Annotated in this window: 14 protein-coding genes; 6 read left to right on the forward strand and 8 right to left on the reverse strand. The window is 57.9% G+C overall.

The window, feature by feature from the left end; translation table 11 throughout:
• From QMM04_RS15090 to QMM04_RS15100, 3 genes are all read right to left on the reverse strand, one after another.
• The coding region (locus QMM04_RS15090) for a hypothetical protein (protein ID WP_282996454.1) at nucleotides 1-341 on the reverse strand (341 nt) is incomplete at its 3' end.
• 241 nt (nucleotides 342-582) lie between these two features.
• Complete coding sequence (gene opgB / locus QMM04_RS15095; RefSeq protein WP_278427053.1) at nucleotides 583-2,883, reverse strand: phosphatidylglycerol--membrane-oligosaccharide glycerophosphotransferase; 2,301 nt, start codon at nucleotides 2,881-2,883, stop codon at nucleotides 583-585.
• A gap of 210 nt (nucleotides 2,884-3,093) precedes the next feature.
• Nucleotides 3,094-3,483, reverse strand: coding sequence for a tautomerase family protein (locus QMM04_RS15100; RefSeq protein ID WP_021506760.1), 390 nt, complete (start codon nucleotides 3,481-3,483; stop codon nucleotides 3,094-3,096).
• 120 nt (nucleotides 3,484-3,603) lie between these two features.
• Here QMM04_RS15100 and QMM04_RS15105 point away from each other — a divergent pair, with 120 nt between their 5' ends.
• Nucleotides 3,604-4,527, forward strand: coding sequence for a LysR family transcriptional regulator (locus QMM04_RS15105; RefSeq protein ID WP_088516714.1), 924 nt, complete (start codon nucleotides 3,604-3,606; stop codon nucleotides 4,525-4,527).
• On the opposite strand, the gene QMM04_RS15110 is transcribed toward QMM04_RS15105, so the two are convergent.
• Nucleotides 4,501-5,520, reverse strand: a complete 1,020-nt coding sequence (locus tag QMM04_RS15110) for a capsular polysaccharide synthesis protein (RefSeq protein WP_058776437.1) — start codon at nucleotides 5,518-5,520, stop codon at nucleotides 4,501-4,503. The two genes, QMM04_RS15105 and QMM04_RS15110, sit on opposite strands and share 27 nt — an antisense overlap.
• Before the next feature lie 415 nt (nucleotides 5,521-5,935).
• Here QMM04_RS15110 and QMM04_RS15115 point away from each other — a divergent pair, with 415 nt between their 5' ends.
• A complete protein-coding gene (locus QMM04_RS15115) occupies nucleotides 5,936-6,889 on the forward strand; it encodes a WD40 repeat domain-containing protein (protein ID WP_166711101.1) in 954 nt (317 codons plus the stop codon).
• Nucleotides 6,890-6,904: 15 nt separating this feature from the next.
• Here QMM04_RS15115 and QMM04_RS15120 read toward each other — a convergent pair whose 3' ends face one another.
• On the reverse strand, nucleotides 6,905-7,459 hold the full coding sequence (locus QMM04_RS15120; protein WP_021506764.1) for a histidine phosphatase family protein: 555 nt from the start codon (nucleotides 7,457-7,459) through the stop codon (nucleotides 6,905-6,907).
• Nucleotides 7,460-8,044: 585 nt separating this feature from the next.
• On the opposite strand from QMM04_RS15120, the gene QMM04_RS15125 reads away from it, so the two are divergent.
• The 4 genes from QMM04_RS15125 (at nucleotide 8,045) to QMM04_RS15140 (ending at nucleotide 12,977) form a co-directional block, all read left to right on the forward strand.
• A complete protein-coding gene (locus tag QMM04_RS15125; RefSeq protein ID WP_021506766.1) occupies nucleotides 8,045-9,433 on the forward strand; it encodes an MFS transporter in 1,389 nt (462 codons plus the stop codon).
• A gap of 75 nt (nucleotides 9,434-9,508) precedes the next feature.
• A complete protein-coding gene (locus QMM04_RS15130) occupies nucleotides 9,509-10,531 on the forward strand; it encodes a LacI family DNA-binding transcriptional regulator (RefSeq protein ID WP_058771438.1) in 1,023 nt (340 codons plus the stop codon).
• A gap of 12 nt (nucleotides 10,532-10,543) precedes the next feature.
• On the forward strand, nucleotides 10,544-11,527 hold the full coding sequence (locus QMM04_RS15135) for a nucleoside hydrolase (RefSeq protein ID WP_059011088.1): 984 nt from the start codon (nucleotides 10,544-10,546) through the stop codon (nucleotides 11,525-11,527).
• Between the two features lie 229 nt (nucleotides 11,528-11,756).
• Entirely contained in the window at nucleotides 11,757-12,977 is a 1,221-nt protein-coding gene (locus tag QMM04_RS15140; protein WP_021506769.1) for an MFS transporter, read from the forward strand.
• On the opposite strand, the gene QMM04_RS15145 is transcribed toward QMM04_RS15140, so the two are convergent.
• From QMM04_RS15145 to QMM04_RS15155, 3 genes are all read right to left on the reverse strand, one after another.
• Nucleotides 12,974-13,438 carry a YbaK/EbsC family protein gene (locus tag QMM04_RS15145; RefSeq protein WP_021506770.1) on the reverse strand — a complete coding sequence of 155 codons (465 nt, stop codon included), beginning with the start codon at nucleotides 13,436-13,438 and terminating at the stop codon, nucleotides 12,974-12,976. The two genes, QMM04_RS15140 and QMM04_RS15145, sit on opposite strands and share 4 nt — an antisense overlap.
• Before the next feature lie 95 nt (nucleotides 13,439-13,533).
• On the reverse strand, nucleotides 13,534-14,328 hold the full coding sequence (gene fhuF / locus QMM04_RS15150; protein ID WP_088516711.1) for a siderophore-iron reductase FhuF: 795 nt from the start codon (nucleotides 14,326-14,328) through the stop codon (nucleotides 13,534-13,536).
• Between the two features lie 147 nt (nucleotides 14,329-14,475).
• Complete coding sequence (locus QMM04_RS15155; RefSeq protein ID WP_021506772.1) at nucleotides 14,476-15,570, reverse strand: diguanylate cyclase; 1,095 nt, start codon at nucleotides 15,568-15,570, stop codon at nucleotides 14,476-14,478.
• Nucleotides 15,571-15,587: the final 17 nt, after the last annotated feature.

Genomic DNA, 15,587 nt, shown 5'->3' on the forward strand with positions numbered 1-15,587 from the left:
TTCGTGAATAGGTCATCCACTTTTTCTAAGCGTTTATCGATTTGCCTGAATTGCTGATCCATCTTTTCGAATCGTTGATCGATTTGTTCAAAGCGTTGATCAATTTTCCTGAATTGCTCATCGACGTTGTCAAATCGCAGCTCAATGGCTTTAAACGTATGGCGGACCTCATTTTCTAAATGCCTGAGGCTCTGTGCCAGTTTATCGACACGTTGCGAGGTGGCGTGATTTGCCCGCATCACGCCTTCCATGGCCTGCGAAAGGTGCGTTTTGGTCAGGCTGTTTTCCTGCTGCATTTCGGCAAAAATGTCGACCATCACTTCGGCCTGGTGATCGGCCACGCCCGCCTGCTGCAGCGCTTTGAATGCCTTATGGGTGTTCATCATCGTCGGTATCATCCCTGTTGCTCCTGGTCGCCTTTCCTGTTGCCAGTAAGGTTATCCAGGTGGTGATAGTTGCACCATGTGATGATGTGAATTTTGCGCGACGTCTCGAAAAATATCAATTCGTACAAAGAGTAACGCTAAGCGGCAATAAAAAGGGCCTGCACGCTGGCAGGCCCTGGTCTGGCACGCATTTTTATCACTTTTCGGGCTGCGGAATTATTTTTATCTCCGCCATGCCGATACCGAGTTTGCGTGGATCCTGACCGGTAATGTTGCCGAGATTAGACAGCTGTGGTTCTGGCGGCGTGATGATCAGGTTGCGGCTGGCGCCGGGGTTGGTGAAATGCAGCGTTTGCGTGGAGAACGCGTCACCCAGATTGAGCTGCTGCACTTGCTCGCCGACGCGCACCGGAATCGGTCGATGGGCGTTAGCCCCATAGGCGCGTGCGGTGATCACCACATCAAAACGCGCCGGCAGCGGATCGACATATTCAATGTTCACCTCCGGCGCGAGGTTGGCGTTCGACCAGCGTCCCCAGCTTTCCGGCCGTGAAATACCGCTAAAGCGCTTCACGCTGGCCGGCGCGCCCGGCACGGTCAGCAGGAAGCTGTCCGCCTGGTAGCGAATGGCATTATCCTCGATGCGCATTTGCTGCTCGTTGAGCTGATAGGTCGCCGCGCTGACTTTCACCTGCGGGAACTGCGCTTTGCCCTGCCACACCGGCTGGTCGATGCGCGTCACGGTGGGCTGTCCGCCGGTCTGGCCCATCGCCAGACAGAGATCGGTCGACAGCGCCAGCGCCGGCTGCCACAGCCGGCCCATTTTGAAGCAGCGATCGACCCAGACAAACTTATCGCTGGCAGCAAAATCGGCCAGCTGGAAGCGCAGCGGCGCGGCGTATTCGCCTTCCGGCAGCGGCTCTACCTGATGATCGGATACGCGGAACAGGATCGGCAGCCTGAACGTCGCGCCCGAGAAGCTAAAGGTATTTTTGGGCTGGTCGATGGTGAACGTCTTCATCTGGCTGGGGAAATTCCACAGCTGAATGATATCGGCTTTCCACGCCGTGACCTTCTTCGCCATGTCATCGAACTGGCTGGAGAGCGAGGCCGAAGACAGCCCGCTGCGGCCAAGACCAATCGCGTTATCCCCGCCGAGAATATCCAGCACCGTGGCGCCGTTATCCAGCGTGCTGCGCTTGCCGTCCAGCACCTCGGCCTGCGGCTGATCGCCACGGATCACCATAAACAGATCGCGGCGCGGCTGCTTGATCAGATACTGATGCGCCGTGTTATTCATTGCCAGATGATCAGAACTCACCACAATCACGGTGTTTTTAAACCACGGCGAGGCTTTGATACGGGCAATCAGGCGCGCCACGTGCTCCTGGGAACAGGCCACCGCGCTAAACGACTGATTGGGTTTGCCGTCATAGCTGTAACTTTTGCGCTGACAGCTGCGCGAAATAAAGCCGTCCGGATGATGGGTGTCCACGGTGAGCGTAAACAGCGCAAAGCGTTTCTGCTGACGCGACAGCTCCTCATACTTTTCAAACACTTCATCCATCACCGTATCGTCGTAAAAGCCCCAGTTGTTACGGTAGCTGGGGTCGGCGACGCGGCTCTTCAGCTCCTGCGAGCCGTACATATTGGCGGCGTCAAAACCGTGTGACAGCAAAAAAGTGTCTTTACCGGCAAAGCGCAGGTCTGCGCCCTGAATAAACCAGTTCTCATAGCCGGAGTGTTTGAGGATATCGCCGAGGCAGATATTTTGCGGATAGAAGCTGGAAAGCGAAGCCGAGGCGTTGCCGTCGAACGGCGCAAATAGCGGAATACCGCACTGCGACGCTACCATGCCGGCGATGGTGTAATCGGTGCCGGGCAGTTGCTCGGTGTTGCTGAAGTCAATGCTGTGATCTTTTTCGCGGCTCAGCTCCGGTGCCAGGCCAGGAAAAGCCTGTTGATCGAAGTAGGTGCGCTCAAGGCTTTCGCCGTAGATATACACCAGGTTGAGCTTCGGCGCGTTAATCTGCTTGTTCGGCGTTTTGTAATAGGTTTCGAAATCCGAGTCGGCCTGACGCGCGTGGGAGGCGATCAGCTCTTTCACCTGGCGAAACGCCGGCGTGGTTTGCACCGAGCCGGCAGCACAGGCGATCGCCAGCAGGCTCCAGCCGAGATGATGCGGACGTTTATGCCGGCGCAACACCCAGGAGAGAAAACAAAACAGTAAAAACAGGCCGATGATCAAGCCAAGCGCCGGTACCACATATTTGCTCACGCCCGCGCCGGTCAGGCTGTTGGTCAGGGTGTAGAGCACCGCATCGTTGATGCCATCGCCGGTAAAATAGTTACTGGCATACAGCGTGGCGTTGAGCACGATGAACAGGGTGAGCAGCAGCAAGATCAGGATAAACCAGAATTTATTTCGCCCGGCTTTAAACGAATAGACTGCGATCGCAGCCAAAAAGAGCACTATTGAAAGCAACTCCAACGGCAGATCCTCACATTAAGTAAAAAGAACGCGTTACCTGCGTCTGCGGCCCTCTGCGGGGGTTTTGCGTCAATCTATATTGGCTGTCACAGGGCTGCAACACATCCAACCAGATTTGTGCGATGCATTGCGAATCGTTTAAGGCGGGTTTAGGCGGAGTCTGATTTAGTCTGGCAGCAACCGGCGCGCTGCTGCCAGCCAGGGCGGGCGCGGGTGTTACAGCTTACCGGTGAGATACTGCGCTTCGCCGTCGGCAAAGCTCCAGTCACCTTTGCTGTTGGTGATAAAACTGATCATCAGATCGTTGCCCTGCACGCCACAATTCTCCCGCAACTCGCGCGCTAACTCTGCCATGAAGTGCGTTTTCTGTTCTTCACTTCTTGGGCTGGTGTACACGCGTACCATCACCAGATTGTCGCTGCGCGCAAAGCCCAGCCCGGTATCCTGAAAGACCATTTGATAACGCTTGTTTTCATGAACAATCTGATAACGATCGCGCGCCGGAACCTTAAATGCCGTGAGTACCGCGCGATGCGCGGCGTCGAGTAAGGTGCGAATCTCTGCTTCAGAACGGCCCTGAATAACATCAAAAGTCAGTAACGGCATCAATAAATCCTCGTTTTTGCCCACGCGGAAAGAGTAGGATGAAACGCTATGCTGCCGCTTGCTGCCGGAAAGAAAAAGCGCGCTGATTAAAATGATTATTTATTATTTTGAACAATCCTGATGAAAGAAATTAAAACCGATGCACTCTGGGTGCATTTGCACTGGCTGACGGTGCTGGCGGAACAGGGCAGTTTTACCCGCGCGGCTGAACGCCTGGATGTCAGTAAAGCGGCGATGAGCCAGAAAATCAAAGAACTGGAGCAGATGGCGGGCGTGGCGCTGGTGCAGCGCACCACGCGCAGCGTGCGGCTGACGTCGGCCGGTGAAAAGCTGGTGGACGACCTGCGTGAGCCGTTTGCGCGCATCGCGCAGAGCTTCTTTAGCGTGCGTGACGAAGCCGGGCCGGTGCGCGGTCTGGTGCGCATCAGCGCGCCGGTGGCGTTTGCCCGGCAGCAACTGGTGCCGATTATCGGCGACTTTCTGCGCGACTATCCGCAGGTGCGGTTGCAGCTCAACGTCAGCGATCGGCTGGTGTCGCTGGGCAGCGAAGGATTCGATCTCGCCATTCGCCACAGCCAGCAGCTGCCGGAAACGCACGTCGCGCTGCCGCTGTGTGAAACGCGCACGCTACTGGTGGCCGCGCCGGACTATCTGACCCGTCACGGTACGCCAGATACGCCGCAGGCGCTGCAGCAGCATAACTGCCTCTATTATCCGCGCGGGCTGGAGTCGCCGCAGTGGCGCTTTCGTCTGTACAGCGATGACAGCGAAACGGTGCAGGTGAAAATTCAGGGTAATTTCGCCACCAACAACAGCGAGTCGATTCGTGACGCTGCGCTGCAGGGGCTGGGCATTGCTATGCTGCCGGACTTCAGCGCCAGCGCGGCGCTGGCCAGCGGCACGCTGCAGCAGGTGCTGCCGGAGTGGCAGGCGGTCGATGCCTTTGCCGACCGCCTGTGGGTGGTGCGGCCTTACGCAGCGCAGGTGCCGCGTGCCGTCACCACCTTTATCCACTGGCTACGCACGCGCTTTGTTGATGGGTGAGGCCAGCGGCGCGCTGAGCGGTGCGCTGGGCTGCATCATCGCCCCCAGCAGGCTGCGACGGTTATAGTTACCGAGACGCAGATTGAAGTCGAGATGCAGCTGCTCAATGCCGCTCAGTTTGATCACCGGCGGCGGCGTATGCGGGCGCTGATGGAATAGCACCGTGTGCGCAAAGGCGTCACTTTGCCAGTTGTTCAGCCGCTGATAGTAATACGCGTTGGCCTCACATTTACGCAGATACAGGTTCACGCGGCGATGTTCGCGCATCGCCGCCTGCTGCGCCAGCGAACCCAGCTGCTGTGCCGGCTCGGCGATTTTCTGCGTCAGCAGGGCAAAATCATCGCGCTTTGCCAGCTCATTAAAATAGTTGTGCGCCCCCAGATGCTTGATCGGCGCGTACTGTTTTTGCCACTCGCGAATAAAAGGATTATTGGGCGCAGCGGCGAGAAACCAGTTTTCAATCACCGGTGCCAGATAGTTGACGGTGGCAATTTCACGGTAATAGCCAATCACATCCATGCGGCGTTCCTGATGCGCACGGTGCACCCAGCTCAGGTCTTCAAATAACAGCGTGCTGCAGTCAATCGCAATACCGCCGTAGCGTAATAATAATTCGAGGCGAATGACTTCACTTTTTTGCTGCTCGCTTAATTGTGTCGAGGTAAAAATAAAATCCGGCAGGACCTCTTTAAGCGTTAAACGGTTTAATACATACACCTGATGGTCAGGATTATCCTGCCGTAGCTGCTGGATATTTAACGCCATCGATTTCGGTAAATATTCATTGTCCCAGTACATCCAGATTTTTTTGGGTATTTCCGGCAGCGCTTTCTCACCCGAAAGCAACACGATATTGTCCTCTTCGCTGGGATCATATTCCGGCGCGCAGAGCGCAGTATGCTGTTTTTTCTGCAGTAATGTCTGGCCGGTGAAGGCGATTCTCTGCCAGTGTTGCCAGAGCGTAAGGGCTGGCTGGAGACGTTTTTTTGTCATGATGCACCTGATTATTGTGATTATGGGGAGCAAAGATTCCCTGATGCTGGCGGCTTGAGCGCGCTTATGTGTCCTGACGGCTGTGTGTAAAAAGACTACCCTTGCTTAATAATCGATCCGCAGCGGCAAGGCTACGAATTTTTTTCGCTTTCAGATTTACCGGAAACGCCGGGATCCGGGATGGCTAAAAAGAGGTATCAATAAAATGATGAGGTACGGCGTTTTTTATTTTTAATCGATTAAGATTATTCCTAATAAAATAACCTCCTGCAGGCGCAGGCCGCGGCGCGGAATAAAAATGCGCGATCGGCGGTCCGTTAACCGCGCTGTATTTTCCCCTGGCCTGGCCGCCGCTTGCCCAACGCGGAGGCAGGTTAGCTACGCTTAGAGCAGGCAACGAAAAAAAGGAGGCACTATGCAGCCACACAAGCATGGGTTACTGGCGGTTGATAAGCAGGGCAACCGCGTGCTGTTTCTCAATCCCGACAGCTTCGCCGTTGAGCAGGAGCTGAATGCCTTACCGCCGCGACCGCATGAGCTGCTGATGCTGCCCGCGCTGGATAAGGCGTATGTGCCGATCTACGGTGATGGCGTCCACGGCGACAATCCGCATCCGGGGCACAAGGTGGCGATTATCGATTTGCGCCGGCGGCAGATTCGCGGCTTTATCGATCTGTCACCGCTCAAGGCGCCGCACAGCGGCCAGCTGGGACGCGATGGCAAAGTGTATCTGTGCTGTGAACACAGTGCCGCGGTGGCGGTGATCGATCCGCACAGCGACACGCTGGAGAAAACCATCCCGCTGCCGTCGCACAACGCGCACCGGCTGACGCTGTCGCCCAGCGGCCGCAAGCTGTTTACTGAAAACGAAGAGGACGCCAGCATCACGGTGGTGGATCTGTGCGAGGCGGAAGGGCGCATCATTGATAACATCCTGCTGCCGGGACCGATTGCCGGCATTGCCGCCTCGCCAAAACACCCCTATCTGGTGGCCAGCGCGGCAGACGCACCGCTGCTGTACGTGGTGGATCGTCAGAGCCATCGTATCCGCCAGCGCATCACGTTGCCCGGCCATCAGCAGCCGTGCCAGGTGGTGCGCTTCAGTGCCAGCGGTGAGCGGCTGGTGGCGATTGGCGACGGGGAAGGAGTGGTGACGCTGTTTGACGACTTGCTTAATCCGTTGGGTGACGTTGCGGTCGGCAATCAGCCGATGGATGGCTGTTTTAGCGCCGATAACCGCAGCCTGCTGATCGCTAATCAGGGTGACGGTTCGCTTAGCCTGATCGATCTGACGCAGATGAAGGTCATCGCCACGCCGCAGGCTGGCACCGGCTGCGAAGTCCTGAGCTACTTTCAGCTGTCGTCCTGAGTGCGAAAGCCGCCATCAAATAAACGGCCGGTGATAAATCGCGCTGCTCCAGTGGCGGCTGCTGGCGTGTTTTTCTGCCTGCCAGCCGCGCTTGCGCAGTTGGCGCGCAATCAGTTTGTTCATAATACCGTGGCCCACCAGCAGCACCGTGCCCTGTTGCGACAGGGCAATCAGTTTGTCTGCCGCCCGCTGCGCGCGCTGCCGGGCATGCTGCACTGATTCCACGCGCCCGGCGTAACCGCATAGCCACAGCAAGCGCAGCAGCGCCAGCCACAGCGTCAGCGGCAGATGCAGGCGCGCAAACGGCAGCAGCGGCATCGCCACTTCACTGAACACCTCATCCACGTCCTGCGCCTGCAGACCGAGCCGCGCCAGCGACGAACGCGCACGCGGCAACGGACTGCAGGCAATCACGCTGGCCATGCGCGCAATCGCCATACTGCGCGGCGGCGGCGCATCACAAATCACCGCCTGGTCGTAGCCTTCACACCAGTCCGCCAGCGCCCGCGCCGTAAAGCGCCCGCTTACCGGATGGTCTGGCTTGCCGTGTCGCATGAGGATAATGGTCATAATGCTCCTGAGTGAAGGTCATCCAGTCTACTGCAGGCGCGCAGGATTTCGCGCGGCCCGGGCGGTTTTAAGAATAATGCCCGGGTGTCATCAAAACTTAACTGAAATGTGCGAAAACGGCGCGGTGAAAGTTTGGTCGCCGTTTTTGCCAATGATAAGCAATAGTCGTTAATCACGCAGCGTGCGTGGATTTTTTAATGACGCTGGCTGTAATGTAATGTAATGAATTAACGCCAATTTTATCTTTTTCTCCTGCGCCATTGTGAAGATAAGTTAATTATTTTCCTGTTGATCACTTGATTTATCTACGCGCGTAGATAGACTGTCTTCACAGTGACAACTCACGGTGCCAGAGACGAAGTTGGCCTTGAGATGACCCAGTTACATTTGCCGTGCTAATGCGATCGATGAAAAAAACATCGGCGAAATCAGGCAAATAGATGAATTCCAACACCAGGGAATTCTTTACTGACCTTTCATCCAGGTTTGCCTACTGAACGTCGCCACCGGGGAGTTCCGCTTGTTGCCAGGGAACCGACCCACGGATGGGCGTTTACTGTTTTCACCTCTTTCAGGGAAATGGTTATGACGGTACATCACTCCGTTACGCAACAAGGTTCACCCGCTTCCGCCGCCGATGCGCGGCTGGAAACCACCTCCGGGCGCAAAGATTTCTGGCGCGCCACCTTCTCCTGCTGGCTGGGCACCGCGATGGAATACGCGGATTTCGCCCTGTATGGCCTCGCTGCCGGCATCATTTTTGGCGATGTGTTCTTCCCCGAAGCCACCCCGGCGATGGCGCTGCTCTCCAGCTTTGCCACCTGGTCGGTCGGCTTTATTGCGCGCCCAATCGGGGCGCTGCTGTTTGGCTGGATTGGCGATCGCAAGGGCCGCAAGGTAGTGATGATCAGCACCATCATTCTGATGGGCGCTTCAACCACGCTGATCGGCCTGATTCCTTCCTATGCAACGATTGGCCTGTGGGCGCCGGCCTGCCTGGTGCTGCTGCGTTTCACGCAGGGGCTGGGCGCCGGCGCAGAGCTCTCGGGCGGCACGGTGATGCTGGGTGAATACGCGCCGGTTGAGCGCCGTGGCCTGGTGTCGTCGGTGATTGCGCTTGGTTCCAACAGCGGCACGCTGATTGCGTCGCTGGTGTGGCTGGCGGTGATTCAGATGGATAAAGCCACGCTGCTCGACTGGGGCTGGCGTATTCCGTTCCTCAGCAGTGTGTTGATTGCTGCGGTCGCGCTGTGGATTCGCCGTCATCTGCGTGAAACGCCGGTGTTTGAGCGTCAGCAGGCGGAACTGCAGGCGCAACGCCATGAAACGCTGGCGCAAAGCGCGACGCAACCCGACAGCCGCAGCTTCTGGCAGCGCAGCCGCGCCTTCTGGACCATGGTGGGCCTGCGCATCGGTGAGAACGGCCCGTCCTATCTGGCACAGGGCTTTATCGTCGGCTACGTCGCCAAAGTGCTGATGCTGGACAAATCGGTGCCGACCACCGCGGTGTTCATCGCCTCGCTGCTCGGTTTCCTGATCATCCCGTTTGCCGGCTGGCTGTCGGACCGCTTTGGCCGACGCATCACCTATCGCGGCTTCTGCCTGTTACTGATGGTTTACGCCTGGCCCGCCTTTAGCCTGATGGACAGCCGCGAGCCGGCCATCGTGATTCCGGTGATTGTAGTGGGCATGGCGCTGGCGTCGCTGGGCATCTTTGGCGTGCAGGCGGCGTGGGGCGTGGAGATGTTTGGCGTTAAACACCGTTACACCAAAATGGCGGTTGCCAAAGAGCTGGGGTCTATCCTTTCAGGAGGCACTGCACCGCTGGTGGCGGCGGCGCTGCTGTCGTTTACCGGCCACTGGTGGCCGATTGCCGTGTACTTCTCGGCCATGGCGACCATCGGTTTCCTCACCACCTTCGTGGCACCGGAAACGCGCGGACGCGATCTGAATCTGCCGGAGGATGCTATCTGACGCGCAGGATCGTGCAACATTCTTTGATTACGCTGGCCGGTACTCCCGGCCAGCGGCATTAACGCAGAGGCAGTATTGGCGAAATCCCCAACCGGAAATGTGACACGCAGTGACGTCGCCAAAGCCGCCGGAACCTCGGTGGCGGTGGTCAGCTATGTGATCAACAACGGACCGCGTCCGGTGGCCGAAGCCACGCGTCAGCGCGTGCTGGCCGCCATCCAGCAAACCGGCTATCGCCCGAATGCGGTGGCGCGCGCACTGGCCTCCGGCAGTACCAAAACCTTTGGCCTGATCGTGCCGAATATCGCAAACCCGTTTGTCGCCTCAATGGCGCACGTGCTGCTGCAGGAGTCGCTGAACCACGGCCACGTGATGCTGCTGGGCGATGCCGGCGACGATCGCCAGCGCGAGCTGGAGCTGATTCAGGGTTTGCTGAATCGTCAGGTTGATGGCCTGTTTTATACCAGCGTCGATCGCCATCCCTATATTGATGTCATCCAGGCGAGCGGAACGCCGCTGGTGATGCTGGACCGCATCGAACCGCGCCCCGGCGTCAGCATGCTGTGCGTTAATGAACGTGAAGCGGCGCGCCAGGTCACGGCGCATCTGCTCAGCCACGGCTATCAGCAGGTCGGCATGATCAGCGGTCCGCGCGAGATGCTTAACGCGCAGGATCGTATTCAGGGCTGGCGCGACGCCATGGCGCAGCACGGGCTGACGGTAGATGAAGCGCTGATTTTTCCGGCCGGCTATTCGCGCCAGGGCGGTTACGATGCCGGGCAACGCATGATTGCCAGCGGCCGGGTGCCGCGCGCGCTGTTTACCAGTAACGAAGGGCAGGCGATTGGCTGTATTCGCGCGCTGTCCGAACACGGTCTGCGTGTGCCGCACGATGTCGCGCTGGTGTGTTTCAACGGTACCGAGCAGTCGGCCTTTCATGTGCCCACGCTCACCACCGTGCGCCAGCCGCTGCGCGAAATGGCACGCAGCGCCATCGCCATGCTGAAAAACGGTCATGGCGAGGCGCAGCTGGCCGAATTTCCTCACCATCTGGAGATCGGTGAGTCCTGTGGCTGCCAGCTATCTCAACAAAAATAAATATATAACATTATGAAAAGACTAATTATTGATTGTGATCCGGGGAATGGTATTGCTGGCGCTAACACCGATGACGGGCTGGCGCTGGCCTTAGCGCTGGCGTCACGCGCGCTGGCCGTTGAGCTGATCACCACCGTGAGCGGCAACACGCCGAGCGCGGTGGGAGCGCGGGTGGCTAAAGATCTGCTGCAGCGGCTCGGACTGAACATTCCGGTAGTGCAGGGCGCGCTGCAGGCGCTGCGCGAAGATCCGGCGCCGTGGCGCGCGCGGCTGGATAACGTCGCCGACCCGGCGCTGGGCGAACTGTGGCGCGGCGTGCGTCAGCCGCAGATGGTGGCAGCGGACGGCAACGATGCGGCGGGCGTGATGGGCCAGCTGATTTGTGACAATCCCGGCGAGTTTACGCTGGTGGCAATAGGCCCGCTGACCAACGTGGCGCAGGCGCTGCAGCGCTATCCGCAGATGGCGGATTCCGTAGCGGAGATCGTCATTATGGGCGGCGTATTCGCGCTGGATGACTACATCAAAGACACCAATTTTGGCCTCGATCCGGAAGCGGCGCATCAGGTGCTGCACAGCGGCGCCACCATCACGCTGGTGCCAATGGATGCCACCACGCAGACGCTGCTGACCCATCAGGATCTCACGCGCCTGACCGCCTGCGATCATCCACTGCCGCAGTTTGTGCGCGAAACGCTGCGACCGTGGATTGATTACTCCATCCGCACCCGCCATCTGCCGGGTTGCTGGATCCACGATGCGCTGGTCATTGCCTGGCTGCTCAACCAGCGCGTGGCGGACGGCGTGGATTATCACGTCGATATTGAGCTGCGTCCCGGTGCCACGCGCGGCAAGACCTGGCGCTATCGCACGCCGCTGCGGCTGGATGTCGGCGTGCCGGCGGACGCGGGCGCACTGGTGCATGTGATGCAGAACGTAAACAATCCGCTGCTGCTGGAAGTGATTGAGCAGACGTTCAACGGATTGAAACGCTGAGATTTTGCTGCGGCGCGCGGTCTCCCGGCCGGAGTACCGTGCGCCGCTTTCCTGCCGACACGCTTCCTTACATCGCGAATCACTCGCTGACAATTCCCCGCCGCGCGGCGCCTTTCTGACATGCTATATACAAATGGTTAACACAATAATAACCAGTGCAACCATTCGCTGGATAACGTTCCAATAAAAATCTGGCCGCGAGCCGGAAGCAATCAGACAGGATACCCTTATGTTTAACTGGACTGCGACCCAGCGCAACGTGGCTTTCGCCAGTTTCGCCAGCTGGACGCTGGATGCGTTCGACTTCTTTATTCTGGTGTTTGTGCTCAGCGATCTTGCGCGCTACTTCAACACCAGCGTCTCCGATGTTTCCATTGCCATTATGCTGACGCTGGCCGTACGACCGGTGGGCGCATTGATCTTTGGCCGGCTGGCGGAAAAATATGGCCGCCGGCCGATCCTGATGCTCAACATCGTGCTGTTTTCGCTGTTTGAGTTGCTGTCGGCATGGTCGCCCAACTTTGCTGCCTTCCTGACCTTCCGCGTGATTTACGGCGTGGCGATGGGCGGCATCTGGGGCGTGGCTTCTTCGCTGGCGATGGAAACCATTCCCGACCGTTCGCGTGGCCTGATGTCCGGCATCTTCCAGGCCGGTTATCCGTGCGGCTATCTGCTGGCGTCGATAGTGTTTGGCCTGTTCTTCGAACAGGTGGGCTGGCGCGGCATGTTCCTGATTGGCGCGCTGCCGATTCTGCTGCTGCCGTTTATCTATTTTAAAGTGCCGGAATCGCCGGTATGGCTGGCGGCACGCGAGCGTAAAGAGAATCACGCGCTGCTGCCCATCATCCGCCAGCACTGGAAAATCTGTATTTACATGGTGCTGCTGATGGCCTGTTTTAACTTCTTCAGCCACGGCACGCAGGATCTCTATCCGACGTTCCTGAAAGTGCAGCACCAGTTTGACGCCCACACGGTGAGCATTATCGCCATCGGCTATAACATCGCGGCGATGCTCGGCGGCATTACGTTCGGCTCGCTGTCCGAGCGTATCGGGCGTAAAAAAGCCATCATGCTGGCGTCGTTTCTGGCGCTGCCGGTGCTGCCGCTGTGGGCGTTCTCCAGCGGTTCCTGGGCGATTGGGATCGGCGCGTTCCTGATGCAGTTTATGGTGCAGGGCGCATGGGGCGTGGTACCGACCTACCTGACCGAGCTGGTGCCGGCCAATGCGCGTGCGGTACTGCCGGGCTTCGTTTATCAGCTGGGGAATTTAATTGCTTCGGTCAACGCCACGCTGCAGTCACGCATTGCCGAAGCCCACGGCGGTAACTACGGACTGGGCATGGCGATTGTCGCCGGCACGGTGGCGGTGCTGATTTGCGTGTTCGTGGCGTTTGGCCGCGAGACGCGCGGCATCGAAATATCCGGGGCGGTGGCGAAAGAGACGCGTTAACGCGCCTCGCAGACGTCAATCCATTTCGCCGCCGTGAGCTCAGCCATGCGCTGCGGCGAAATGCGCACCGCGCTGTGAATCGAACCGGCCGCAGGTAACACTTCATCGAAACTGCGCAGCGACACATCGCAATAGACGGTCAGCGGATTTTCCAGCCCGAACGGGCACACGCCGCCGACCGGATGGCCGGTCCAGTTCACCACCTCATCCACGCTCAGCATGCGCGCTTTTGCCCCGAGCGCCGCCTTCAGCTTGCGGTTATCCAGCCGGGCGTCGCCGCGCGTGACAATCAGCACCACGCTCTCTTTCACTTTCAGCGACAGGGTTTTGGCGATTTGCCCCGGCGCCACGCCATGTACGCGTGCGGCCAGTTCTACGGTGGCAGTGCTTTCCGGCATCTCGATGATGTCGATATCCGGTGCGTGTTCGGCAAAGAAGTGCCGTACCGACTCCAGGCTCATTTTTTTCTCCGGTAAAAACAGAGCGTAAAAGCTGCCATAAGGCGGGAAAGCTGTAAACGGGAGAAACGGAGAATCTGTAACAGAATACGCCGCGCTTACACGGCATTTAACGTGCAGTTACCGCAGCGTTCGACGTCCGGAATGCGATAGCGCTGGCAGCAGCTACGCCGCTCCATCGCGCCGTTACGCGGGATCATGGTGCGATACAGCGGATTATCACTGCCGTCGGACAGGGATTTGCTGAAAAACAGCGCCTGTTCCAGTTGATGCCGGGTGGCCGCAGGCAGCTGCTGCTGCAGTTCGCCAAGGAACCAGTAAAACGAGAAGCCTAAGTTGTTCCAGATCAGCCGCGCGTTGATATCACCGTGCTGCGCCATGCCGTTAACGGCGGGGATCAGGCCGTGCTGAATCAGGCGTTCGATACGCTGCTGCGGATTGAGATAGCGCGCATCCTCATCCTCCTGCACATCAATCCAGAAGGCGCAGGGATGGCCGTTTTCGTGGAACTCAACGTGGATACGCTGCGGCGAGCAGTCGAGCGCGCGCGGCTCCTGCAGCAGCGCCAGCATTAATGGCGGCAGCAGCAGGCCAAAATACCACTGGGCCCACAGCGACTGCAGCGGTTTGGCTTCCTGCGGAACATCGGGATGGTGGCGATAGAGATAGTCGCTGTAGCGCTGCGTCAGGCGGCGATAGTGAAACGGCGTGGACCATTCGGCCAGCGTCAGCGTGCCTGCGGGGGCCGGCTGGCCCAGCTTCACGTTTTCCCGCATGTAGCTGCGCTGGTCGCACATCAGATCTTCCAGCGCGCTGGCTAAGCTGCGATCGCTCTGCATAAAGATCAGCGGATGCGCGCTAAAGCGATGATCCTGACGCGTGATGATGGCCATGCGGCTCCTGAGTGAAAACGGGAAGCGAAAAACAAATGATAATCGTTCCCGATTCACTGAGCAAGATGCCAGCAGCGCTCACTGCCTGGCCACCGCGCATTTTGCGTGAAATCCCCCGGAGAGGGCGCGGCGTTGTCGCCGCACCGCTTACACCAGATCGCTGCTTACCGGCGCCAGCTTCGGTAAATCCTCCCACGCCAGAATGGTGTTACGTCCCTGATTCTTCGCCACATACAGCGCGCGGTCGGCGTTGGCCACCGCCTGGTCGAAGTCTTCTGCGAAAATCGGCGCGATACCGGCGCTGATGGTCACGTGGGTCGAGACTTTATCATTGAAGCGGTGGGGAATTTCCAGATCAACCACGTACTGACGGATGCGTTCGGCCAGCTTCATGGCAATCGAGGCGTTAACGTTGGTCATCAGCACCAGAAACTCTTCGCCGCCGTAGCGCGTCACCACATCGCGCGAGCGCACCGCATCACGTATCGCAACCGACACCCGCGCCAGCGCCTGATCGCCCATGGCATGACCGTAGTTATCGTTGTAGGCCTTGAAGTGATCGATATCCAGCAGCAGCACAAAGTGGCTGCCGGCATGATTTTCCATGATGGTATCCAGCCGGTTCTTCAGCCCGCGCCGGTTATACAGGCCGGTGAGCGGATCAAGCATGCTCAAATCGCTAAAACTTTGCTTCTCCTCATACAGCTGGCGCACCAGCCGCAGGGTGAAAGTGTCGAAGCGGCGGCGCATCAAGTGGTGCAGCGAGAAGCCGATCAGCGGCAGCGTAATGGTGAACAGAATGGTCATTAAATGCTGACCATCATCCAGTAACAGTACGGTTAATACCGGTGGCGTAATATGTAAACAGAACGCAAGCAAATAATCACTCAGGGCAATCGCGCTGATAAAAAATACGCTCAGCAGACTGATTATTAAAAAGCTACCGTCAAAATAAAACACCAGATGGTAACGATGATTGATATGCCAGGCCCACAGCGCGCCTAATAGCAATGCGACAGGATTTAATAACGGGAATTTTAGATTTGGCGCGATTAAACATAGCGCCAGCAGCGTGGTGCTAAAGCCCGCCACCAGTGTTACCGGCAGCGAATTGATGGGATTATCCGTGCCGAAAAACGGCAGCAGACAAAAAAGCGAAACGGCGACATTCAAAAACAAAAATAGCATCAGCGACAGCCGATACTTGCTGTGTTTCAACTCATCATAAGATTGTAATTTCATTATTATTACTCGTGACA

This window comes from Pantoea sp. Pa-EAmG (assembly GCF_030024295.1).
GTDB lineage: Bacteria > Pseudomonadota > Gammaproteobacteria > Enterobacterales > Enterobacteriaceae > Pantoea > Pantoea dispersa.

Bases quoted from the DNA above. Each gene is read 5' to 3' on its own strand.
- QMM04_RS15100 (WP_021506760.1), bottom strand. From the start codon at position 3,483: ATGCCGTTACTGACTTTTGATGTTATTCAGGGCCGTTCTGAAGCAGAG.
- fhuF (WP_088516711.1), bottom strand. From the start codon at position 14,328: ATGGCCATCATCACGCGTCAGGATCATCGCTTTAGCGCGCATCCGCTG.
- QMM04_RS15120 (WP_021506764.1), bottom strand. From the start codon at position 7,459: ATGACCATTATCCTCATGCGACACGGCAAGCCAGACCATCCGGTAAGC.
- QMM04_RS15135 (WP_059011088.1), top strand. From the start codon at position 10,544: ATGAAAAGACTAATTATTGATTGTGATCCGGGGAATGGTATTGCTGGC.
- QMM04_RS15125 (WP_021506766.1), top strand. From the start codon at position 8,045: ATGACGGTACATCACTCCGTTACGCAACAAGGTTCACCCGCTTCCGCC.
- QMM04_RS15105 (WP_088516714.1), top strand. From the start codon at position 3,604: ATGAAAGAAATTAAAACCGATGCACTCTGGGTGCATTTGCACTGGCTG.
- QMM04_RS15145 (WP_021506770.1), bottom strand. From the start codon at position 13,438: ATGAGCCTGGAGTCGGTACGGCACTTCTTTGCCGAACACGCACCGGAT.
- QMM04_RS15110 (WP_058776437.1), bottom strand. From the start codon at position 5,520: ATGACAAAAAAACGTCTCCAGCCAGCCCTTACGCTCTGGCAACACTGG.
- QMM04_RS15140 (WP_021506769.1), top strand. From the start codon at position 11,757: ATGTTTAACTGGACTGCGACCCAGCGCAACGTGGCTTTCGCCAGTTTC.
- QMM04_RS15115 (WP_166711101.1), top strand. From the start codon at position 5,936: ATGCAGCCACACAAGCATGGGTTACTGGCGGTTGATAAGCAGGGCAAC.
- QMM04_RS15155 (WP_021506772.1), bottom strand. From the start codon at position 15,570: ATGAAATTACAATCTTATGATGAGTTGAAACACAGCAAGTATCGGCTG.